The organism is Pseudomonas sp. HLT2-19-2 (genome assembly GCF_054898005.1).
Map to the genome: position 1 here is coordinate 5,830,180 of NZ_CM142712.1, position 21,191 is coordinate 5,851,370.

General features: G+C 59.7%; 17 protein-coding genes. 8 read left to right on the forward strand and 9 right to left on the reverse strand.

Translation table 11 applies throughout. From position 1 onward, the window contains the following. Nucleotides 1-24: 24 nt before the first annotated feature. Entirely contained in the window at nucleotides 25-840 is an 816-nt protein-coding gene (locus tag ACYZTU_RS27465) for an HDOD domain-containing protein (RefSeq protein WP_449645803.1), read from the reverse strand. A gap of 233 nt (nucleotides 841-1,073) precedes the next feature. Here ACYZTU_RS27465 and ACYZTU_RS27470 point away from each other — a divergent pair, with 233 nt between their 5' ends. The 5 genes from ACYZTU_RS27470 to ilvD all read left to right on the forward strand — a co-directional run bounded on the left by ACYZTU_RS27470 (nucleotide 1,074) and on the right by ilvD (nucleotide 8,049). Next, nucleotides 1,074-2,270 carry a class I SAM-dependent rRNA methyltransferase gene (locus ACYZTU_RS27470; RefSeq protein WP_461966931.1) on the forward strand — a complete coding sequence of 399 codons (1,197 nt, stop codon included), beginning with the start codon at nucleotides 1,074-1,076 and terminating at the stop codon, nucleotides 2,268-2,270. Nucleotides 2,271-2,694: 424 nt separating this feature from the next. Next, a complete protein-coding gene (locus ACYZTU_RS27475) occupies nucleotides 2,695-3,774 on the forward strand; it encodes a SagB family peptide dehydrogenase (protein WP_461966932.1) in 1,080 nt (359 codons plus the stop codon). After that, the gene (locus ACYZTU_RS27480; protein ID WP_461966933.1) at nucleotides 3,771-4,748 is read left to right on the forward strand and encodes a diiron oxygenase; all 978 of its coding nucleotides are present in this window, start codon (nucleotides 3,771-3,773) and stop codon (nucleotides 4,746-4,748) included. The genes ACYZTU_RS27475 and ACYZTU_RS27480 overlap by 4 nt, the downstream gene beginning before the upstream one ends. Continuing rightward, on the forward strand, nucleotides 4,741-5,949 hold the full coding sequence (locus tag ACYZTU_RS27485; RefSeq protein WP_461966935.1) for an MFS transporter: 1,209 nt from the start codon (nucleotides 4,741-4,743) through the stop codon (nucleotides 5,947-5,949). Before ACYZTU_RS27480 ends, ACYZTU_RS27485 begins: the two co-directional genes overlap by 8 nt. Nucleotides 5,950-6,207: 258 nt before the next feature. Further along, nucleotides 6,208-8,049, forward strand: coding sequence for a dihydroxy-acid dehydratase (gene ilvD, locus ACYZTU_RS27490; RefSeq protein WP_282381584.1), 1,842 nt, complete (start codon nucleotides 6,208-6,210; stop codon nucleotides 8,047-8,049). 156 nt (nucleotides 8,050-8,205) lie between these two features. Here ilvD and ACYZTU_RS27495 read toward each other — a convergent pair whose 3' ends face one another. Then, a complete protein-coding gene (locus tag ACYZTU_RS27495; protein WP_461966937.1) occupies nucleotides 8,206-9,273 on the reverse strand; it encodes an HAD family hydrolase in 1,068 nt (355 codons plus the stop codon). A 255-nt stretch (nucleotides 9,274-9,528) separates the two neighbouring features. On the opposite strand from ACYZTU_RS27495, the gene ACYZTU_RS27500 reads away from it, so the two are divergent. Continuing rightward, a complete protein-coding gene (locus tag ACYZTU_RS27500; protein ID WP_461966939.1) occupies nucleotides 9,529-10,920 on the forward strand; it encodes an L-cystine transporter in 1,392 nt (463 codons plus the stop codon). Nucleotides 10,921-11,040: 120 nt separating this feature from the next. On the opposite strand, the gene ACYZTU_RS27505 is transcribed toward ACYZTU_RS27500, so the two are convergent. Beyond that, nucleotides 11,041-11,553, reverse strand: coding sequence for a dihydrofolate reductase (locus ACYZTU_RS27505; RefSeq protein ID WP_461966941.1), 513 nt, complete (start codon nucleotides 11,551-11,553; stop codon nucleotides 11,041-11,043). 85 nt (nucleotides 11,554-11,638) lie between these two features. Between ACYZTU_RS27505 and ACYZTU_RS27510 the strand changes: the two genes are divergently transcribed. Both ACYZTU_RS27510 and ACYZTU_RS27515 read left to right on the forward strand, forming a co-directional pair. Then, entirely contained in the window at nucleotides 11,639-13,018 is a 1,380-nt protein-coding gene (locus ACYZTU_RS27510) for a DUF2868 domain-containing protein (RefSeq protein WP_461966943.1), read from the forward strand. Next, nucleotides 13,011-14,396 carry a GTPase/DUF3482 domain-containing protein gene (locus ACYZTU_RS27515; protein ID WP_461966945.1) on the forward strand — a complete coding sequence of 462 codons (1,386 nt, stop codon included), beginning with the start codon at nucleotides 13,011-13,013 and terminating at the stop codon, nucleotides 14,394-14,396. Before ACYZTU_RS27510 ends, ACYZTU_RS27515 begins: the two co-directional genes overlap by 8 nt. Here the strand turns inward: ACYZTU_RS27515 and ACYZTU_RS27520 are convergent. The 6 genes from ACYZTU_RS27520 to ACYZTU_RS27545 all read right to left on the reverse strand — a co-directional run bounded on the left by ACYZTU_RS27520 (nucleotide 14,329) and on the right by ACYZTU_RS27545 (nucleotide 21,186). Beyond that, nucleotides 14,329-14,967, reverse strand: coding sequence for a phosphonate degradation HD-domain oxygenase (locus tag ACYZTU_RS27520; protein ID WP_461966947.1), 639 nt, complete (start codon nucleotides 14,965-14,967; stop codon nucleotides 14,329-14,331). The two genes, ACYZTU_RS27515 and ACYZTU_RS27520, sit on opposite strands and share 68 nt — an antisense overlap. Beyond that, on the reverse strand, nucleotides 14,967-16,100 hold the full coding sequence (locus tag ACYZTU_RS27525) for a TIGR03364 family FAD-dependent oxidoreductase (protein ID WP_461966948.1): 1,134 nt from the start codon (nucleotides 16,098-16,100) through the stop codon (nucleotides 14,967-14,969). The genes ACYZTU_RS27520 and ACYZTU_RS27525 overlap by 1 nt, the downstream gene beginning before the upstream one ends. Nucleotides 16,101-16,218: 118 nt before the next feature. Continuing rightward, on the reverse strand, nucleotides 16,219-17,244 hold the full coding sequence (locus ACYZTU_RS27530) for a putative 2-aminoethylphosphonate ABC transporter substrate-binding protein (protein ID WP_150659029.1): 1,026 nt from the start codon (nucleotides 17,242-17,244) through the stop codon (nucleotides 16,219-16,221). A 50-nt stretch (nucleotides 17,245-17,294) separates the two neighbouring features. Beyond that, complete coding sequence (locus ACYZTU_RS27535) at nucleotides 17,295-19,019, reverse strand: putative 2-aminoethylphosphonate ABC transporter permease subunit (protein WP_461966950.1); 1,725 nt, start codon at nucleotides 19,017-19,019, stop codon at nucleotides 17,295-17,297. Next, nucleotides 19,019-20,095 (reverse strand): putative 2-aminoethylphosphonate ABC transporter ATP-binding protein, encoded by a 1,077-nt coding sequence (locus ACYZTU_RS27540; protein ID WP_131061080.1) that lies wholly within the window; start codon nucleotides 20,093-20,095, stop codon nucleotides 19,019-19,021. The genes ACYZTU_RS27535 and ACYZTU_RS27540 overlap by 1 nt, the downstream gene beginning before the upstream one ends. Nucleotides 20,096-20,322: 227 nt before the next feature. Further along, nucleotides 20,323-21,186: a LysR family transcriptional regulator gene (locus ACYZTU_RS27545; protein ID WP_461966952.1), complete on the reverse strand. Its 864-nt coding sequence runs from the start codon at nucleotides 21,184-21,186 to the stop codon at nucleotides 20,323-20,325. Between the last annotated feature and the right edge of the window lie 5 nt (nucleotides 21,187-21,191).

The following is a 21,191-nucleotide window of genomic DNA, read 5'->3' on the forward strand; positions in this document are numbered from 1 at the left end:
CTCTCGAATCAGGCTGTGCAACGCTCAGCGGTGCGTGCCAAGGTCGCGAATCGTTTGTTTGAGGGTCTCGAAGTCGTAGTCCGAGAGGCCGACATAATCGAGAACCAAAGGCGCGATGCTGTTCCACTCGTGGTCCTCGGTCTGGTTGCCCAGCACCCGGTAGGACGCACAAATGTGCTCGGCCATCTTCAGGATCGCCAGCAGATTTTTCAGCTGGCTGTTGCGCAATGACTCATCGCTGAAGATCGCCAACGCATTGTGGTGATTGGCGATGGCGGCGGTTACATGCTCCGGCAGGCGCCAGGATTTGGCGGTGTAATAACCCACCACCGCGTGATTGGTATTGAACACCCGATTCTCCGTGTCCACCACCCGGCATTCAGCGCTGGCGCTGGCATAGGCCTCTTCGAGAACGGTCATGTAGTTGGGAAAACGCTGGAGCATCAGCGGCACGCCGCAGTCATGGAACAGACCCAGAGCGTACGCTTCATCGCCGGCCTGGGCGCCGATGCGCTTGGCCAGGGTCAGGCAGGTCATCGCCACGTCCTGAGCGGTGTCCCAGAAACGATTCAAGGTGACGATGGTGTCGTCGTTCATCTCGCCCTTGATCGACTGCGCGTTGATCAGGTTGATGATCGAACGGCTGCCCAGCAGATTCACCGCACGCTGAATCGAGGCGATCTTGTTGCTCAAGCCGTAATACGGCGAATTGACGATTTTCAACAAGGCGCCAGAGAGGCCCGGGTCCTGGGAGATCAGCTTCGCGATCACCTCCAGATCCGGATCGGGCATGTACTGCTCCATCTGCAAATCCACCATGATCTGCGGCTGGGCCGGCACGCTGATGCCTTGCAGGGACTGTTGAATCTGTTCGGAAGTCAACTCTTGGGACATAAGTACACACTCTGGGACAGGCAGCGATTCTAACCCTTATAAAGTTGGATCCGACACCTTGGCCGGTACATCGCCTGAAGTTTCATCAAAGTCCGGGCGTTCCTCACCGCATGTCCATCCGCCAAACCGTGGCCTTGCGCAACACGCTATACTCCCGCTCTTTTTTCCGGAGCGACGTCATGTCCCTGCCTAGCCTGCGCCTCAAAGCCAACGCCGACCGTCGCCTGCGAAATGGCCATTTGTGGGTCTATAGCAACGAAATCGATGTAGCCGCTACTCCTTTGCACGGTTTCAAGGCCGGCGACCAGGCGATCCTCGAAGCTGCCGGCGGCAAGCCGCTGGGCATCGTTGCCATGAGCCCGAACAACCTGATTTGCGCCCGTCTGCTGTCGCGCGACGTCAAGTTGCCGCTGGACAAGTCGCTGCTGGTGCATCGCCTGAACGTTGCCCTGTCCCTGCGCGATCGTCTGTTCGACAAGCCGTTCTATCGCCTGGTCTACGGTGACTCCGACCTGTTGCCAGGCCTGGTGGTTGACCGTTTTGGCGACATTCTGGTGGTACAGATCGCCTCGGCAACCATGGAAGCCCATAAAGAAGACGTGATCGCAGCGCTGACCCAAGTGATCAAGCCAAGCGGCATCCTGTTCAAGAACGACTCTGCTGCACGTGATGCCGAAGGCCTCAATCGCTACGTCGAGACCGTGTTCGGCCTGGTGCCGGAGTGGGTCGCGCTGGAAGAAAACGGCGTGAAATTCGAAGCGCCAGTCATCCAGGGACAGAAAACCGGCTGGTTCTACGACCACCGCATGAATCGCGCGCGTCTGGCACCTTATGCCAAAGGCAAACGCGTGCTGGACCTGTACAGCTACATCGGTGGCTGGGGCGTGCAAGCGGCTGCTTTCGGCGCCAGTGAAGTGTTCTGCGTCGACGCGTCGGCCTTCGCCCTCGACGGCGTGGAGCGCAACGCCGCGCTGAACGGTTTTGCCGACAAAATGACCTGCATCGAAGGCGACGTGTTCGAAGCCCTGAAAGAGCTGAAAGCCAGCGAAGAACGCTTTGACGTGATCGTTGCCGACCCGCCGGCATTCATCAAACGCAAGAAAGACATGAAGAACGGTGAAGGCGCCTACCGCCGCCTGAACGAGCAAGCCATGCGCCTGCTCAGCAAGGACGGCATCCTGGTCAGCGCTTCGTGCTCGATGCACCTGCCCGAAGACGATCTGCAAAACATCCTGCTGACCAGCGCCCGTCACTTGGACCGCAACATCCAGATCCTGGAGCGCGGCGGTCAGGGCCCGGATCACCCGGTTCACCCAGCCATCGCCGAAACCCGCTACATCAAGAGCATCACCTGCCGTCTGCTGCCAAACAGCTGATTACGCCGGTTTGACGGGGGGCCAACCGGCTCCCCGTTCTATTATCTGTTATTGATTTCTCCAACTTCCTACTCCCGCAGCCTTACTGACTTGCAGGACGTTTCGCGCTGTCTTTTATCTTGGCGGACAAAACTTACAAGATTCATCCAGCCCCACGATTGATCCGACAAAATTACTGGAACATTCCTACCAAATATCCCCTTGATAAGAACTCATTACAAACTATGATTAAGTTGTCACAAAGGAGTGACACTCACTATCACTTACAAGGAGTTCAAAACATGAAAGCAATTACTCTGGAAGCAAACAAAATCGCCAACCTGTCTTTTCTGGTTGCTCCAAAAGCCCGCTAAGTAAATGAGACGCTGGGGAGTGCCGGCTACCCAGCGTTTTCTATAGTACGGACCAGAGTGAGTTGCCAAACATGCAGATTAACCCTTACATATTCATACTGCCTCGTTCGCCCGGCCAAATAGTCTGGGATTACAAGAACCACAAACAATTCGAATTAAACCTGGAATACTCAACCCGTCTCGCACACCTTATCGACAATCCCGGAAGGTTTGACCAAAACAATACAATAGACAATCAATTTGCAAGTGCAGAAATACTAACACCTTCAATACAAGACCCTATTGAATGGGGCTGGGATGAACTATCGAAGATATTTCATATCGGCACCAAGAACATCCCTTGTGAATATGTCCCCCAAGATATTAATGAATGGTCAAGACACTATCTGGACCATTGCGCCGAAGTTTTGGCCACCCCTGCTCCAGAGAGCAGCCTGAATAAGCGACCGACAAGCGAGCGGATTTCCCTGCCTCAACCTTCCTGCTTCCCGGTAAACGCTCTTGTAAAGACGTTGATCGAGCGAAAGACCTGTCGCACCTTCACGGGTGAAAGGGTTTCCCTCGATGATTTGAGCACTCTTCTGTATTTGTCCCTTGGCTATCTGCGTGAGCGCGAAAACGATATCGACGAAACCATCGCAGAAGGTCATGGCGCCCGGCGTAGCAGTCCATCCGGTGGCGGGCTGAATGCCTGTGAAGGTTTTGTTCATGTTCAGAACGTCAGCGGCTTGAATCCCGGACTCTACGCCTACCACCCCACAGAGCATGCATTGAGCTTCGTCAATCCGGTGCCTGACTCGCCCTTGGGGCAGTTGTTGTGTGGCCAGCATTTCATCAACAATCTGCCAGTCGGCCTGTTCATCACCGCTCGCTTCGACAAACTGTGGTGGAAATATGAACACTCGCGGGCGTACCGAATGGCCTACGTGGAAGCAGGTCATATTTCCCAGACCTTTCAACTGGTGGCCACCGCACTTGGATTAAGCACCTGGCTGACCGGTGCGTTGGCCGACGATCAGGTCGAAACGTTGCTGGGGATCGAGGACAGCGCCGAACAACCGTTGTTTTTTGTAGGCTGCGGCCAGAGTGACGGACAAGCAATGTGCAAGGAATTGAAAGCGCTGCTGAGCAGCCGAGGCTCACACCAATGACCGAGCCCCGCACAGACGACCTTTCCCTTCCCGACGCCTGGGCCCAGCGCTTCACCCTCGGCGACTGGAACACTCGAGCCTCGGTACGAACCAGCGAGCACTGCTATCAATTGCCATCAGACCTGGAACGGCAACTGGAAACACGACACTGGTTCCCGCCGGCCTTCCTGCCCTACCTGAGCCACCCGGCAATCGAAGCAGCAGGCAGCGCGATCGTCCATCGATTATCGGCCAATCATCTGGTGTATTTCCTCGACTACACCACCCGACTCGAACATCGTATCGTCAACCGCTCCGTGGAAACCATCGTCCACGATGAGCTCGGTGCGTCCATCCCCCGACGAATGAAAACGGCCGCCCTCCAGCTCTATACCGATGAGGGTTATCACGCCCTGTTTTCCAATAGCCTCGCCGAACAGATAGCCGACCTCTACGGCATGACCCAACGCCCAGTGATGCCGCACCGCATTACCCGACTGAACGCCCTCATCGACCACACCCCCGACAGGCATAAGGCGCTCGCCTGGTTTCTCGTCGGCTTCGTATCCGAGACAATCATCGCCAGTGAACTGCTTGAGGTTTGCCGCAACGGGCTGGTGTCCAGCGTCCAGGAAATGCTCAGGGACCACCTCACCGACGAGGCCCGACACAGTCGCTACTTTTCCGAAGTGTTTCATTATCTGTGGCTGACCCTGAACAGCAGCCAACGCACTTTCGCCGCGAAGTTGCTGGTAGACGTCATCCCGATGTTCTTTGAGGTCGATGAGCGATGGCTGAAGGAAAGCCTGAACAGCGTGGGCCTCGGCGATAATTGCGTCGCAGAAATCCTCAGTGCCCTGACCGGCCCGCAAGCCTGCCTTCAGCGCTCCCGATCGGGTGCAGGCGCGACGTTTCAGGCAATGGAAAAGGCAGGGTTCTTCGACTTGCCTTGTAACCAGCAGCTCTTCGTAAAGGCAGGACTTGTCGATGGATGAAGGAAAATCCGCAGTCAGTGACAAAAACCGCCGAGCCACGGTCATTCTGTTGATGACCATGACGCTGCTCGGCGTCTTCCCCCTTGATGTGGTGCTCCCGTCCTTTCCCGGTCTTTCTGACTACTTTCAGACCTCTTCATCCGAGATTGCCCTGTCCGTCAGCGTGTTCGCCATGGGTCTGGCGTTGTCCGTGGTGCTGGTCGGACCGTTGTCAGATTTGTGGGGGCGCAAGAAGCTGCTGCTGGCAGGTATCGCAATCGCGGTGGTCGGTGCGACGGGTTGCCTGGCTTCCAGCGAGTACAGCTGGTTTCTGTTCTTTCGCGTGATCCAAGCGGTTGGTTGCGGATCGTTCGTGCTGTCACAGGCACTGGTTCAGGATTTGTTCGTCGGCAAGGAACAGGAGCGAATCAGAATCTGGATGGTGACGGGCGGCGGGGTGTTCATATCGATTTCCCCCCTGCTGGGGGCCTGGTTGCAATCGCAGCTAGGCTGGCAGGGCAGCTTTTATGTGTTTATCACGCTGGCCGTCATTGTCTGGCTCAACGCCTGCTTTCTGCTCAAGGAAAACCCGCACCGTCATACGGCGTCGCACGGACGATTTTTCAGTGCCTATTGGCGGGTGTGCTCGGATCTACGCTTCATGGGTTACTGGCTAATTTCAGCGCTGGCCTTTGCCTGCCATTTTTCGTTCATCGTCATTTCACCGATCATTTTCATGGAACGTCTGGCGCTTTCATCGTACGAATTTTCCTGGGCGTTATTGCTGTATGGCGTGGCCTATGTGTTCGGCGGGATTGTCGCCAGCGCCCTGCATCGGCACCTGCAAGCCAACACGCAGATAGCTATCGGTCTGATTCTGATCGCGTTGTCAGGGTTGATCATGCTGTGGTTGGCGGATCAGTTCGGCCTCTCTGCTGCCGCGATACTGATACCCATGCTGATTTGTACAGCAGGCACCACCATTGCCAGACCTATCGCCAATTCCAAAGCCATGAGTCTCTACCCACAGAACGCCGGAACGTCTACCTCGGTGGGCGGCGTGCTGATTTTCATGTTCGGTGGCGTGATCAGCGTGGTGATCAATCTTGCGTACGACGACCTGACCACGGCGCTTGCCTTGTGTTTCCTGACCTTGAGTGCCGCGGGTCTTGGCTTGAATGTACTGATCACACGGCGGCATCTGGCGCTGAAGGTGGGCTGATAGCTGCCGATCGTCATCCCGTACCTTATGTCAGTACTGGATCAACACTTCCCGGCATTCCCTCCTGACGCCAGCCGTGTAGAATCGCGACATTCATCGCCAGTCATCCCCCGGCGGGTTTATGAGCTCAAGCTGAAGCGCGCGGCGATCCCGCAAAGTTATCGGCAACTTCCGGACACACGGCCATTTCTGAGTGTTCCAGACGTCAATAGAAGCTCACTTCCCTTTTGATACCTGATTAGCCGCCCGGAGTGCTTCATGCCTGATTACCGCTCGAAAACATCCACCCATGGCCGCAACATGGCCGGCGCCCGCGCACTGTGGCGTGCCACGGGGATGAAAGATGACGACTTCAAAAAGCCGATCATCGCCATTGCCAACTCCTTCACCCAGTTCGTACCGGGCCACGTCCACCTCAAGGACCTGGGCCAACTGGTCGCCCGCGAAATCGAGCGCGCCGGCGGTGTAGCGAAAGAATTCAACACCATTGCCGTGGATGACGGCATCGCCATGGGTCACGACGGCATGCTCTATTCGCTGCCGAGCCGCGAGATAATCGCCGACTCCGTCGAATACATGGTCAACGCCCATTGCGCCGATGCGATCGTCTGCATCTCCAACTGCGACAAGATCACCCCTGGCATGTTGATGGCGTCCCTGCGCCTGAACATCCCGGTGATCTTTGTCTCCGGTGGCCCGATGGAAGCCGGCAAGACCAAACTGGCCAGCCACGGCCTCGACCTCGTCGACGCCATGGTGATCGCCGCCGACTCCAGCGCTTCTGACGAGAAAGTCGCTGACTACGAGCGCAACGCCTGCCCGACCTGCGGTTCTTGCTCCGGCATGTTCACCGCCAACTCGATGAACTGCCTGGTCGAAGCCCTCGGTCTGGCATTGCCGGGCAACGGTTCGACCCTGGCCACCCACAGCGACCGCGAACAACTGTTCCTGCAGGCCGGCCGCACCATCGTCGAGCTGTGCAAGCGCTACTACGGCGAGAACGACGAGTCGGTGTTGCCGCGCAACATCGCCAACTTCAAGGCGTTCGAAAACGCTATGACCCTGGACATCGCCATGGGCGGTTCCACTAACACCATCCTGCACTTGCTGGCCGCGGCCCAGGAAGCCGAGATCGAGTTCGACCTGCGCGACATCGACCGTCTCTCCCGTCTCGTGCCGCAACTGTGCAAAGTTGCGCCGAACATCCAGAAGTACCACATGGAAGACGTGCACCGTGCCGGCGGGATCTTCAGCATCCTTGGCTCGCTGGCCCGTGGCGGCCTCCTGCACACTGACCTGCCGACCGTGCACAGCAAAACCCTGGCCGAAGGCATCGCCAAGTGGGACATCACCCAGACCAGCGACGAAGCGGTGCATCACTTCTTCAAGGCCGGCCCTGGGGGCATCCCGACGCAAACCGCGTTCAGCCAGTCGACCCGATGGGAGACCCTGGACGACGACCGTGAAAACGGCTGCATCCGCAGTGTCGAACACGCCTACTCGAAAGAAGGCGGCCTGGCCGTTCTGTACGGCAACATCGCGCTAGACGGCTGCGTGGTGAAAACCGCCGGCGTCGACGAGTCGATCCATGTCTTCGAAGGCAACGCAAAGATCTTCGAAAGCCAGGACAGCGCCGTACGCGGCATCCTCGCTGACGAAGTGAAGGCCGGCGACATCGTGATCATCCGTTACGAAGGCCCGAAAGGCGGCCCGGGCATGCAGGAAATGCTGTACCCGACGTCGTACCTGAAATCCAAAGGCCTGGGCAAAGATTGCGCCCTGCTCACCGACGGCCGTTTCTCCGGCGGCACTTCGGGCCTGTCCATCGGCCACGCTTCGCCAGAAGCGGCGGCGGGCGGCGCAATTGGTCTGGTGCAGGATGGCGACAAAGTGCTGATCGACATTCCAAACCGCTCGATCAACCTGTTGATCAGCGATGAAGAAATGGCTGGGCGCCGTGCCGAGCAAGATCAGAAAGGCTGGAAGCCGGTGGAAAAACGTCCACGTAAAGTGACCACTGCACTGAAAGCCTACGCCCTGCTGGCGACCAGCGCCGACAAGGGTGCTGTGCGTAACAAGGCAATGCTCGACGGGCTGTAAGCGTCAGTCGCAGTAACAAAAATGCCCCGCCAAGTGCGGGGCTGATCGTTCCCACGCTCCTGCGTGGGAATGCCTCAAGGGACGCTCCGCGTCCAGTGACGCGGAGCGTCACGGGCTGCATTCCCACGCAGAGCGTGGGAACGATCATCGAAGGGGTTACTGAATCTCTTCAGGCTTGACGATCACCCAGTTCTTGTCCGCCGTCACCGGCAACCCTTCCTTGGCCTGGGCCGCAGCGTGTTTGGCCATCATTCCGTTAATCTGGGTCATGTATTTGTCTTTGCGGTTGACCCACAAGTGGATGCCACCCTTGGCCACGTCGACGCCGTGGAACAGCATGAAACCATCGCTGGTCGGTGTATCGCCGCCGACCAGAACCGGTTTTTTCCACTCATCGATATAGGTCAGGATCGCCGCATGCTTGCCGGCCATCCAGGTCGCCGGAGTCCACAGGTACGGCGTCAGTTCGAGGCCCAGGTTAGCCTTCTCGTCATACTTGCCAGCGGTGATTTGCTTGCGCGCCGTGGTCAGTTCGCCAGACTTGGGATCCTTGAGCAGCAAGCTCACGCCGATCACGTTCTGCGGTTTCACGTTGTAGCCGTACTTCGGATCGGCGGCGACCATCCGCACCAATTCTTCGGAGGCGGCGGTCATCACGTAGACCTCGATGCCGTTCTCCATCAACTTGTTGTAGAGCTCTTTCTGGCCGGTGAAAATTTTCGGCGGGTTGACGTCGAGGTTCTTGACCACGTCGCCCTCGTAGTAAGTCGCCGGCACCGGTTTACCGGACGCCATCAACTCATCGACGTAGCCTTTGAGTGCCTGGAGGGTGAAGCCGGAAAACACTTGGGCGACCCATGGGTAGCAAACCATGTCGTCGAGTTCGCAGAGGCGATAGTAGTAGCTGAACAGGCTTTCCTTGTGGTCGGCAGTGTCTTTGAACGGCATCAGTTTCAGGGAGGGGTCGAGCTTCTCGCGGGTGATCAGACCCTTGTTTTCCATGAACGGCAGCAACGACTCTTCGAGGTCGTAGCGGTAACTGGTGTTGTCCATGTCGAACACCGCGTAGTTACCTTTGTTGGCGTTGGCCGCAATCATCGCGTCCAGCGCCTTGGCCTGATCGGCTGGCCAGTGTTTCAAATCCGTAGCGAATACCTGGCCGGCGAGGCTCAGGCCCAAACTCAATCCCAGTGCAGCAACCAGAAATTTCGGTACGAGCTTCATCGGCATGCTTTCCTTATTAAAAGACCCTGGTTCAAAGATATCGACGCTAACAAATTAATGTGACGGTGCCCGTCTGCCTGCGACCGCTCACGTCCCTATTGCGTCAGCTGCATCCCTGACAGCGACAGCTACTTATTCCAAAAACGACAGTAATCAGATGTTTTTGATATTAATTCATTAGATATCAAACTGTTACGCTCGCCGGTTCGCGGCTGCCCCGGAAGGTTGCTGGCACAAGTCATTATCGGAGTTCCAATGAATCTACCGCTGATCCTCAATCTGCTGGTGTTCCTCGCCCTGCTCTTTGGCCTGGCGCAAACCCGTCACACCACGTGGAGCCTGGCCAAAAAAGTCCTGCTCGCGTTGGTGCTGGGCGTGGTGTTCGGTGTTGCTCTGCACACCGTTTACGGTGCCGGCAACCCGGTACTGAAAACCTCGATCGGCTGGTTCGATCTGGTGGGCAACGGTTACGTGCAGTTGCTGCAAATGATCGTGATCCCGCTGGTATTCGCCTCGATCCTCAGTGCCGTGGCCCGTCTGCACAACGCCTCGTCGTTGGGCAAGATCAGCTTCCTGACCATCGGCACGCTGCTGTTTACCACGGCCATTGCGGCGCTGATCGGTATCGGCTTGACCAACCTGTTTGGTCTGACCGCTGAAGGTCTGGTCGCAGGCACTCAGGAAATGGCCCGCCTGCAAACCATCCAGACTGACTACGCGGGCAAGGTCGCTGACCTGAATGTGCCGCAGTTGCTGCTGTCGTTCATTCCGCAAAACCCTTTCGCCGACCTCGCTCGGGCCAAGCCGACCTCGATCATCAGCGTAGTGATTTTTGCTGCGTTCCTGGGGGTCGCGGCGCTGCAACTGCTGAAGGATGATGTCGAAAAAGGTCAGAAAGTGATCAACGCTATCGACACCCTGCAAGCCTGGGTGATGCGTCTGGTGCGTCTGGTGATGAAGCTGACCCCGTACGGTGTATTGGCGCTGATGACCAAAGTGGTCGCCGGCTCCAACCTGCAGGACATCATCAAACTCGGCAGTTTCGTGGTGGTGTCCTACATCGGGCTGGGCCTGATGTTTGTGGTCCATGGGCTGCTGGTGTCGGCCGCCGGGATCAACCCGCTGCGCTTCTTCCGCAAGATCTGGCCGGTGCTGACGTTTGCCTTCACCAGCCGCTCCAGCGCCGCGACGATTCCGCTGAGCATCGAAGCCCAGACCAGCCGTTTGGGTATTCCACAGTCCATCGCCAGTTTCGCCGCGTCGTTCGGCGCGACCATTGGCCAAAATGGCTGTGCCGGTCTGTACCCGGCGATGTTGGCGGTGATGGTTGCGCCGACGGTGGGCATCAATCCGCTAGACCCGCTGTGGATCGCGACGTTGGTGGCGATTGTGACGCTGAGTTCGGCTGGTGTGGCCGGCGTCGGTGGTGGCGCGACGTTTGCCGCGTTGATCGTGCTGCCGGCGATGGGGTTGCCGGTGTCACTGGTGGCGTTGCTGATTTCGGTTGAGCCGCTGATCGACATGGGCCGTACGGCGCTGAACGTGAGTGGTTCGATTACCGCCGGTGCAATCGCCAGCCAGATCATGCAGCAGACGGATAAAGAACTGCTGGATGCGGATGAGCATGGGGCGTTGGTGCAGGCCTAAGACTGTCATCGTCTGAGCGGGCCTCTTCGCGGGCAAGCCTCGCTCCTACAGGGGTTGTGTCGTACGCAATATTTGCGATCAACACAAATCCTGTAGGAGCGAGGCTTGCCCGCGAAGCTTTTAGGCCTTTTCCCAAACCTCAAAGTTGTACGCTGGCTTGTCGCCTTCCGCCGCATTCGGAACATTGGACACCAACTTCCACGCCTTCAAATCAAATTCCGGAAACCACGCATCCCCGTCCGGACTCAACGCCACGCGCGTCAAATACAACCGATCAGCTTGAGCCAACCCCTGCGCATACAACTGCGCCCCGCCAATCAGCATCACCTCATCGACGCCCTGCTCGTTCGCCCATTCCTGCGCCCGAACCACCGCAGCTTCAAGCGACGGATAAACCTGCGCGCCGTCCAGTTGCAGATCCGCCTGACGGCTGACCACGATGTTCAATCGGCCCGGCAACGGGCGACCAAGGGAATCCCAGGTCTTGCGACCCATGATGATCGGCTTGCCGAGGGTGGTGGCCTTGAAGTATTTGAAGTCCCCCGGCAGGTGCCAGGGCATGCTGTTGTCGACGCCGATCACACGGTTTTCACCGAGGGCTGCAATCAGGCTGAGGGGGAGTGATTTAGTCATGCCGGCGAGGATACCAGAGCCTCCCGTACCCCGATAAGCGTCACAGCGGTTATGCTCACCGTTCAATTGAGCGACGGGATGCCGCGTGACGGAACTGACTCCACTGCAAAACCTCTGGCTGACCGAGACGGTGCGCCTGCGTGAAGAACACGCCGGCCCTCTGGATGATCTGGAAGCCAACCGACTGGCCCGCAGCGCGGGCGGCGATCTGCCGACACGCATTCAACGCCGCGCCCTGTGGCTGTCCGAGCGCGATGGGCTGACCAGCGCCCTCAAACATTGGCTGCAAGGTGCGCGGCTGGCACTGTTGGTGCTGGCCGTTCTCGCCGTCGCCAGCGGCGCCGGCCTGGCGTTTGCCGCGCTGGGCGACGGACAAACCCCGGTCAATGTGTTCTGGGCCTTGGGCAGTTTGCTCGGACTGAACCTGATTCTATTGCTGAGCTGGGCATTGGGCCTGGTCTTCGCTGGTGAACACGGCGCCACCCTCGGACGCTTGTGGTTATGGCTCAGCGACAAACTCGCTCGCGATGCCAAAGCCGCGCAACTCGCCCCAGCCCTGCTGCTATTGCTGCAACGAAAAAAACTCAATCGCTGGGCGATCGGTGTACTGGTCAACGGTTTGTGGCTGCTGGCGATGCTCAGCGCCCTGGTGATCCTGTTGATGCTGATGGCGACCCGGCGTTACGGCTTCGTCTGGGAAACCACCCTCCTCAGCGGCGACACCTTCGTCATCATGACCCAAGCCCTCGGTGCCCTGCCGGCCTTGCTGGGTTTCAATGTTCCGACCGTGGAAATGATCCGCACCAGTGGCGACGCCGCATTGAACATTGAAAGCGCCCGGCAAGCCTGGGCCACCTGGCTGGTCGGCGTATTGGTGGTCTACGGTGTTTTGCCACGGCTGTTGCTGGCGCTGTTTTGCCTGTGGCGCTGGAAAACCGGCCAAGCGGCATTGCACCTGGATTTGAACCTGCCCGGTTACGCCCAGTTGCGCGAACGGCTGATGCCTACCAGTGAACGCCTGGGCATCAGCGACGCTGCGCCAGAGCAACTGCATCGTGTTGAAAACGGTGTCAGCGACCTGCCAAGCGATGGCGCGTTGCTGGTGGCCATCGAGCTGGACGATCAACGCTCCTGGCCGCCGCCACTGCCGAAAACCGTGAGTAACGCCGGCATTCTCGACAGTCGCGAATCGCGGCACAAACTCCTCGAACAGTTGAGCCGCTTCCCTGCTGCCCGTCTGGCCATCGCCTGTGATCCGCGACGTTCGCCGGACCGCGGCAGTCTGGCATTGATCGCCGAACTGGCTCGCAGCGCCAGCGCCACCCGCGTCTGGTTGCTGCAAGCACCGCCGGGCGAAGCGCTGGATGCCGAAAGGCTGGGTGACTGGCACGTGGCGCTGCAGCAGCTGGGCCTGCCGTTTGCCGATTGCGCGCCGTTGAACTGGCTGGAGACCGGTCATGACTAATCCGTGGAAGCCGCCCTTGAAACTCGCCGTGGTTGGCCACACCAACGTCGGCAAAACCTCGTTGCTGCGCACCCTGACCCGCGATGTCGGTTTCGGGGAGGTGTCTCATCGCCCCAGCACCACACGACACGTCGAAGGCGCGCGGTTGTCGGTGGACGGCGAGCCCTTGCTCGACCTCTACGACACCCCCGGTCTGGAAGACGCCATCGCTTTGCTCGATTACCTCGAGCGTCTGGAGCGGCCGGGTGAACGCCTCGACGGCCCGGCGCGTCTGGCGCGATTTCTTGAGGGCAGCGAAGCCCGGCAGCGTTTCGAACAGGAAGCCAAGGTGCTGCGACAACTGCTGACCTGCGACGCTGGTCTTTACGTGATCGACGCCCGGGAACCGGTGCTGGCCAAGTACCGCGACGAACTGGAAGTGTTGGCCAGCTGCGGCAAACCGCTGCTGCCGGTACTGAATTTCGTCAGCAGCACCAACCACCGCGAACCGGATTGGCGCGAAGCGTTGGCACGCCTCGGTTTGCATGCGCTGGTGCGTTTCGACAGTGTCGCACCGCCGGAGGACGGCGAGCGTCGGCTCTATGAAAGCCTCGCGCTGCTATTGGAAAACGCCCGCCCACAACTGGAACGCCTGATCGCCGATCAGCAAGCCCAACGCCAGGCCCGGCAACAGAGTGCGGCGCGGCTGATTGCCGAATTATTGATCGACTGTGCCGCCTACCGACGCAGCGTGGTCAGTGAAGCCGAGCAAGAACAGCAGGCCATCAACGAACTGCGCAAAGCCGTTCGACAACGGGAACAACGCTGCGTCGAAGCGCTGCTCAAGCTCTACGCCTTCCGCCCACAGGACGCGGCGGCCAGTGATCTGCCGCTGCTTGATGGCCGCTGGGGTGACGACCTGTTCAACCCGCAAACCCTGAAACTGCTGGGCGTGCGAGTCGGTGGCGGTATCGCTGCCGGCGCGGTAGCCGGGGCCGGCGTCGACCTGTTGGTGGGCGGGCTGACCCTTGGCGCAGCGGCACTGGCCGGGGCGATCGCTGGCGGTGCCCTGCAAACCGCCCGCAGTTATGGCAGCCGCTTGCTGGGCAAGATCAAAGGCCAGCGGGAGCTGACCGTCGATGACAGCGTGCTGCGGCTATTGGCATTGCGTCAGCGGCAACTGCTGCAAGCGCTCAATGCGCGTGGGCATGCGGCGATGGACAGCATTCAGGTGGCCACGCCCCAGGACAAAACCTGGCGCGAAGGCAAACTGCCCGAGCCACTGAACAAGGCGCGGGCGTATCCGCAGTGGTCGTCGCTTAATCCTCATCCTAAGTTGAATCAGGCGCAAAGGCAGGAGCAGGTTGAGGTGTTGGCTGAGAAAGTGATTGAGCTTTAGAACCACCCCGCACCTCACCGGACAAAAGCCCAAACGCCTTGCGCTTCAACACCTCAAGATCCATCACCGGCACCCCCATCTCCTTCGCCAACTCATCCCACTGCCTCATCCGCAAACTGATCGCACACAACGGATCCTGCTCGAAGGCTTCAGCCTCGGGTTCGGTCATCTCCCCACCCTGATATTCCAGGGTCCGGCGACTGGCTTCGCTCAATCTCTCGTAATACCCAGTCTCTTTGAGCGTCAGGTAACGCTTGGCCTGAACGTGGTATTCCACCAGCCGCGCCATGCGCTCGCTGAAACCTGCGCGGCGCAAATAATCAGCGCCCAACCGCTCGTGACTGACCACGCCAAAGCCGCCCATGTTCTCGGCACTCTCTGCACAGATATGCCCGATGTCATGGAAGAACGCCGCCAGCACCACTTCATCATCAAAGCCCTCAGCCATGGCCAGTTCGGCCGTCTGGGACATATGCTCGATCTGCGACACCGGCTCGCCGATGTAATCGCTCTCGCCAAAGCGCTCGTACAGCGCGAACACCTCGGCGATCACTTGCTCATTGCGGTCCATCAACGCTCTCCCAACACCGTCGCGACGTTACATTCAGCCATCGCCGGCCCGACGCTCATGCCGACACCCGTGTGCATCAGTGCCACGCTCACACCCGGCATGGGACGCAGGAACGAGAACGGCCCCGGCCCCCGAGAACCATAGACACCCTGCCAGCGTTCCACCACTTGCACCTTGCAACCCAGGGTGTGTTCCGCGAGTTCAATCATCCAATGGTCCACCTGCTCGGCATTGAACGGCGACGGGTCGCTGCCGTAATGGTGGGAGTCGCCGATGATCAATTCACCGTGAGGCGTCGGGCTGATCAGCAGGTGAATGCCGTTTTCATGCAGATGCGGTTCCTCTCGCAGGATTTGCGCGTGCACCGCCGCCGCTTCCGGCAGATCGGCGAAGGCGCCGTAGTGCACACAGCTCAAACCGGTGAGCAAAGCGTGTTGCAGGTTCAGGTTGATTTGCGGTCGGGCGCGAAGCATTTGCAGGCGACAGATTTGCGGGTTGAGTTCGGCGATCGGCTCGGCCAGCAGCGTCTGATAATCGTGACCGGAACAGACAATGATCTGTTCGGCGCTGAAGGTTCCGGCGGTGCTGTGCAGGCGGCCCGGCTCGATATCGCGCACCAGCGTGGAGAAGTGAAACGCGACGCCAAGCTCGCGGCGCAGGTAGTCGATCAGCGCCGGAATCGCTTCGCGCGAATACAACTGCTGATCGTCCATGCCGTGCAACGCCGCGCGATGATGGCTGAACTGACCGCCGTAGACGTCGCGTAACGCAGCACTGCGCAGCAGGTCGACGCGGTAACCGTGTTCCACGGCGCGACCGGCGCAGAAGGCTTCCAGCAGGTGTTCTTCCGCTTCGGTGCGGGCAAACAGGTACGAGCCGTTGCGCTTGAGTTGCAGACCGGCGAGCTGCGCCCATTGGCCCCAGATCTCGCGGCTGGCCTTGGCCAGTTCGAGCATCGGACCCGGTGGCTGGCCAGTGACCAGTGCCTGGCCGAAGTTGCGTACCGAGGCGCCCAAAGGCGTTTCGCTGCGCTCGAAAACCGTGACTTTGAGACCGCGTTTGGCGGCGGCGTAGGCGTGGGACAGGCCTAAAATGCCAGCGCCTACGATCAGCATGTCGTTGTGTTGTGTCATTAAGTGATGTCCTGAATTCGAAACCGCCTTCGCGGGCAAGCCTCGCTCCTACAGGGGAATGGTATCCCTGTAGGAGCGAGGCTTGCCCGCGAAGGGGCCCTGTCAGCCGATGAAAATCTTACTTGGCAGCCACTTTCTCGGACTTGCCGTCATAGCGCTTGCGCCATTCGGTGAGGATTTCATCGCGGTTCTTCGACGCCCAGGCGAAGTCGTTCTTGATCAAACGCTGCTCATAATCCGCCGGCAATTCGGTCTGCGGCTTGGCAATACCTGGCTGAGCGAGCACGGCGAAGTTCTCCTTATAAAGCTCCATCGCCGCCGGGCTGGCGGAGAAGTCAGCCAGTTTCTTCGCCGCCTCTTCGTGCGGTGTGCCTTTGATCACGGCGGTGGCTTCGATCTCCCAACCCAGGCCTTCTTTCGGCAGGATGATGTCCAGCGGCGCGCCTTGGCGTTTCAGCTGAACGGCCGGGTACTCAAAGGAAATGCCGATCGGAAACTCACCCGCCGCCGCCAGCTTGCACGGCTTGGAACCGGAGTGAACGTACTGGCCAATGTTCTGGTGCAGGTCGTCCATGTACTGCCAGCCCTGCTTCTCGCCGAAGGTTTGCAGCCAGGCGCTGACGTCGAGGAAACCGGTGCCGGACGAGGCCGGGTTGGGCATCACGATCTTGCCTTTGTACTCAGGCTTGGTCAGGTCCTGCCAGCTCACGGGTTTGCTCAAACCCTGTTTCTCGGCCTCAACCGTGTTGAAGCAAATGGTCGCGGCCCAGACGTCCATGCCGACCCAGGCTGGCGGGTTAGCGGCGTCGCGGTAGTTGCCGCCGATCTTGCCCAGGTCCTTCGGCGCATAGCTTTGCAGCATGCCTTGCTGATCGAGAATCGCCAGGCTCGACGCCGCCAGGCCCCAGACTGCGTCAGCCTGCGGGCGGGCTTTTTCGGCCAGCAGCTTGGCGGTGATGATGCCGGTGGAATCGCGCACCCACTTGATCTCGACGTCCGGGTTGGCCTTTTCGAAGGCTTCTTTGTAGGTCTTCAGTTGTTCGGCTTCGAGGGCGGTGTACACCGTCAACTCGGTTTTCGCCGCGAAGGCGTTCAGGCTGAAAGCGGTGAGGACAGCAGCGGCCAGGGCCAGGGGCTTGAACATGATCTTTTCCTGTTTTGAGTTGAGGGGCTTTCGGTTTTAGGAGCAGCGAATCAATTGCCAGGCGCGGTCTGCCGCCAGGCCTGGGAGCGGCGCAACAATCCGCGCGAGGCCCAGGCCAGCAGCATGGACACACCCGCCGAGGTGAACAGAATCAAGGTCGACATCGCCGCCGCGCCGCCAACGTTGCCGGCGTCGTCCATGTTCAGCACCGCCACTGCCGCGAGGATGGTGTCGGGGCTGTAGAGGAAGATCGCCGCCGAGACGGTGGTCATGGCCGAGACGAACAGGTAGCGCACGATGTCCAGCAATGCCGGCAGGCAGATCGGTACGGTGACGCGCAGGTAGTGCCGATACAGCGGTGCCTTGAGCGATAGCGCGGCGGCTTCGAACTCGGCATCGAGTTGGCGCAGCGCGGTGGTGGCGGTCATTTGCGCGGTGGTCAAATAGTGCGCAATGGTGCAGACCACCAGCAGGGTCATGGTGCCGTAGAGCACATGCAGCGGGTTGCCGGTGAGGTTGAAGAAGAAGACGTAACCCAGGCCCAGCACCAGACCCGGCACCGCCATCGGTACGAAACTGAGCATGCGCAGTGTCAGATTCAGCCCGCGCTGACCCTTGGTTTTTTCCATCAGGTAGGCGCCGGTGAAGATCAGCACGCTGCCGATCAACGCCGTGCACAGGGCCATCTTCACGCTGTTGCCGTAGGCCAGCCAGCCACCGCCCGCCGTGTCATTGAACTGATAATGGTTGAGCGACAGCGACAGGTTGTACGGCCAGAATTTCACCAGCGACGAGTACACCGCCATGCCGAACACCAGCAGCAACACCGCGCAGATCAGCAACACGATGGCCAGGTAGCAACCGTCCCGCAGTTTTGACGGCGCAGGTTGAAACACCTGCGCCCGGCCGCTCATGGAATCGCCATGACGCCGACGCAACCAGGCGTCGACCCCGAAGCTGAACAGCGCCGGCAGCAGCAGGACCATTCCGATCAACGCGCCGCGACCGAATTGTTGTTGGCCGACCACGGCTTTGTAGGCTTCCAGCGCCAGTACCTGATAATCGCCACCGACCACCACGGGTACGCCGAAGTCGGTGATGGTCAGGGTGAATACCAGACAGAACGCCGCGAACACCGCCTGACGCGTCGCCGGCCAGGTGATGCTACGGAAAGCTTTCGCCGGACTGGCGCCCATGCTGGAGGCCGCATCGAAGAGTCGCGCATCCGCCAGGGACAACGCCGACAGCAGAATCATCAAAGCGTGTGGGAAGGTGTAGATGACCTCGCCCAGAACAATGCCCCAGAAGCCGTAGATATTGTCCGAGAGCAAACCGCGCAACATGCCCTGATTGCCGAACAGATAAACCAGCGCTATACCCGGCAACATCGACGGCGCCATCAGTGGCAACAGTGACATCCCACGCCAGATGCCTTTGCCCGGAATCAAGGTGCGTTGCAGCGCGTAGGCAAACAGGTAAGCCAGCGGAACGACAATGGCCGCAACGCTGAGGGAAACTTTCAGGCTATTGCCGAGCAGCCAGTGGAAGTTCGCACTGGTGATCAGTTCTCGTGCAGCGACCAGGCCACCACCCTGCCCGGCTTCGGAACTGAAACCCCGCCAGAAGATCGCCAGCAACGGCATCAACACCGCGACGCCGAGCAGCACCAGCAACAGGACTTTGCCACCGACCACGAACACCCGGTCGCCGATCTCGGCACGGGAGGTCTGCCGAACCTGCTTGTGCGGTATCGGCAGCGCGATGTTCGCGCTCATCAGGCAAACACCTGCAGGCTGCGCGGTGGCAAGGCGACCATGATCTGCTGCGCGCCGAGACGCGGCATGGCTTCCGGCGCGAGTTCCGCCAGCAATGCATGGCCTGGCAGTTGATCGAGTTCGAAGCTCATGCGGCAGCGGTTGCCGAGGAAGGTGATCTCGCGAACCTTGGCCGGGAACAGATTTTCTTCGTGCACGGGCGGGTTGACGTTGATCGCTTCGGGGCGACAGAACAGGCGGCCCGACGTCGTTTTAGCGCTGCCATCCGCCAGTCGCATGCTCATCCCGCCGACCTGAGCGTGGCTGTCGCTGCTGCGGCGGAACGGCAGCCAATTGCCTTGGCCGACGAACTCCGCCACAAACGGTGTCGCCGGACGGTCGTAGATTTCCTGCGGCGTGGCGTACTGCTCAACCTTGCCATTGTTCATCACGGCGATGCGGTCGGCCATCAGCATGGCTTCGTCCTGATTGTGCGTGACCATCAGGGTGGTGACGCCAAGGTTGCGCTGCAGTTGGCGCAGTTCGGTGCACAGATGCTCGCGGACCCGGGCGTCGAGGGCCGACATCGGCTCGTCGAGCAGCAGCAACGAAGGTGCCGGCGCCAATGCCCGAGCCAGCGCGACACGCTGCTGTTGGCCGCCAGACAATTGGCCAGGGTATTTTTTCTCACTGCCGATCAGGCCGACCAGTTCCAGCATCTGACCGACGCGCTGGCGCACTTCTTCGCGACCACTGCCAGCGAGGCCGTAGGCGATGTTCGCTTCGACAGTGAGATTGGGGAACAGCGCGTAGGACTGAAACAGAATGCCGTAGTCCCGAGCCTGGGGCGCCAGGTGGGAAACGTCGCGATCACCGAGGTACAACTCGCCGCTGTCTTGCTTCTCCAGACCGGCGATGCAGCGCAATAAGGTGGTTTTGCCGCAGCCCGACGGTCCGAGCAAACACACCAGTTCACCGGCCGCCACGTCGAGGGAAACGTTATCCAGCGCGGTGAACGCGCCGAAGCGTTTCTGCACGCCGCGCACTTTCATCGGGGCGCCGGGGTTGGTCAGGGCAGTTGCGATCGAGTGGTTCATGGACAGGCCTCATCAAGCAGATGAAGGCCATCCTAGATTTGTAATGCGTCCGTCATGTGGCAGTGAGGCAAAAACGGCTGATAGTGGTATTCAAGGATTTTGGTTGGATAGAACGAGCAATGAATAACCCGTGGCGAGGGAGCTTGCTCCCGCTGGGTTGCGAAGCGGCCCCAAAAAAAAGGACTGCTGCGCAGTCCAACGGGAGCAAGCTCCCTCGCCACAGGGATCTATGCCGGGGCCATTTCCTGCGCCAACCCCAGAAACGCCGCCGGCAGCCGCGCGCCTTTTCGTTCCTTGAGGCAGTACAAATACTCCGGAATCTGCGGCGCATTCTCGATGGTCAGCACGCGCAATTGCGGATCGTGCGGCACTTCCTGCCGGGCAATGATGCTGATGCCGATGTTGCGCAGCACCGCCTCACGGATCGACTCACGGCTGCCAATCTCCAGCAGCGGCCCGAAACTTACCCCGGCGCTGGCCAACAATTCTTCGGTCAAACGCCGAGTGGTCGAGCCCGACTCACGCATCAGCAAGGTATGCCCGGCCAACGCACTGAGCGGTACAGGGTCGTGGACCGCCAACGGATGATTGCGATGCACCGCCAGCACCAGCGGATCACTGCCGAGCACGCGGCGGATCAGCCGCGCATCGTCGAGCAACTGCGACGACGCCGCGATGTCCACACGGTACTCTTCAAGCGCCTCCAGCACTTGCTGTGAGTTGCCGATTTCTACCGACACCTCTACGTGCGGCAAGCGCTCGCGAAAAGTCTTCACCAGATCGAGGATGTAATAAGGCGCCGTGGCCGCAATGCGCAACGTGCCCTGGACCTGACCGCTGTTACGCAGGAAAAACTCGATGTCGGCTTCCTGCTGCAACAGCGCCTTGACCATCGGCAGCAACCGCGCGCCTTCATCGCTGACGCTGAGGCGACGGCCGCCACGGTAGAACAACTCAACCGAGTACTGACTCTCCAGATGCCGAATCTGGGTCGTCACCGTGGGTTGGCTCAGGCCGAGTTTTTTCGCCGCCAGGGTAATACTGCCCAAGCGGGCCACCATGTAAAACGCCTTCAGCTCGGCACTCAGCACACCCG

Excerpts from the sequence above, each read along its gene's own strand:
- ACYZTU_RS27470 (WP_461966931.1), top strand. The coding sequence starts at position 1,074 with ATGTCCCTGCCTAGCCTGCGCCTCAAAGCCAACGCCGACCGTCGCCTG.
- ACYZTU_RS27475 (WP_461966932.1), top strand. The coding sequence starts at position 2,695 with ATGCAGATTAACCCTTACATATTCATACTGCCTCGTTCGCCCGGCCAA.
- ACYZTU_RS27480 (WP_461966933.1), top strand. The coding sequence starts at position 3,771 with ATGACCGAGCCCCGCACAGACGACCTTTCCCTTCCCGACGCCTGGGCC.
- ACYZTU_RS27485 (WP_461966935.1), top strand. The coding sequence starts at position 4,741 with ATGGATGAAGGAAAATCCGCAGTCAGTGACAAAAACCGCCGAGCCACG.
- ilvD (WP_282381584.1), top strand. The coding sequence starts at position 6,208 with ATGCCTGATTACCGCTCGAAAACATCCACCCATGGCCGCAACATGGCC.
- ACYZTU_RS27495 (WP_461966937.1), bottom strand. The coding sequence starts at position 9,273 with ATGAAGCTCGTACCGAAATTTCTGGTTGCTGCACTGGGATTGAGTTTG.
- ACYZTU_RS27500 (WP_461966939.1), top strand. The coding sequence starts at position 9,529 with ATGAATCTACCGCTGATCCTCAATCTGCTGGTGTTCCTCGCCCTGCTC.
- ACYZTU_RS27505 (WP_461966941.1), bottom strand. The coding sequence starts at position 11,553 with ATGACTAAATCACTCCCCCTCAGCCTGATTGCAGCCCTCGGTGAAAAC.
- ACYZTU_RS27515 (WP_461966945.1), top strand. The coding sequence starts at position 13,011 with ATGACTAATCCGTGGAAGCCGCCCTTGAAACTCGCCGTGGTTGGCCAC.
- ACYZTU_RS27520 (WP_461966947.1), bottom strand. The coding sequence starts at position 14,967 with ATGGACCGCAATGAGCAAGTGATCGCCGAGGTGTTCGCGCTGTACGAG.
- ACYZTU_RS27525 (WP_461966948.1), bottom strand. The coding sequence starts at position 16,100 with ATGACACAACACAACGACATGCTGATCGTAGGCGCTGGCATTTTAGGC.
- ACYZTU_RS27530 (WP_150659029.1), bottom strand. The coding sequence starts at position 17,244 with ATGTTCAAGCCCCTGGCCCTGGCCGCTGCTGTCCTCACCGCTTTCAGC.
- ACYZTU_RS27535 (WP_461966950.1), bottom strand. The coding sequence starts at position 19,019 with ATGAGCGCGAACATCGCGCTGCCGATACCGCACAAGCAGGTTCGGCAG.
- ACYZTU_RS27540 (WP_131061080.1), bottom strand. The coding sequence starts at position 20,095 with ATGAACCACTCGATCGCAACTGCCCTGACCAACCCCGGCGCCCCGATG.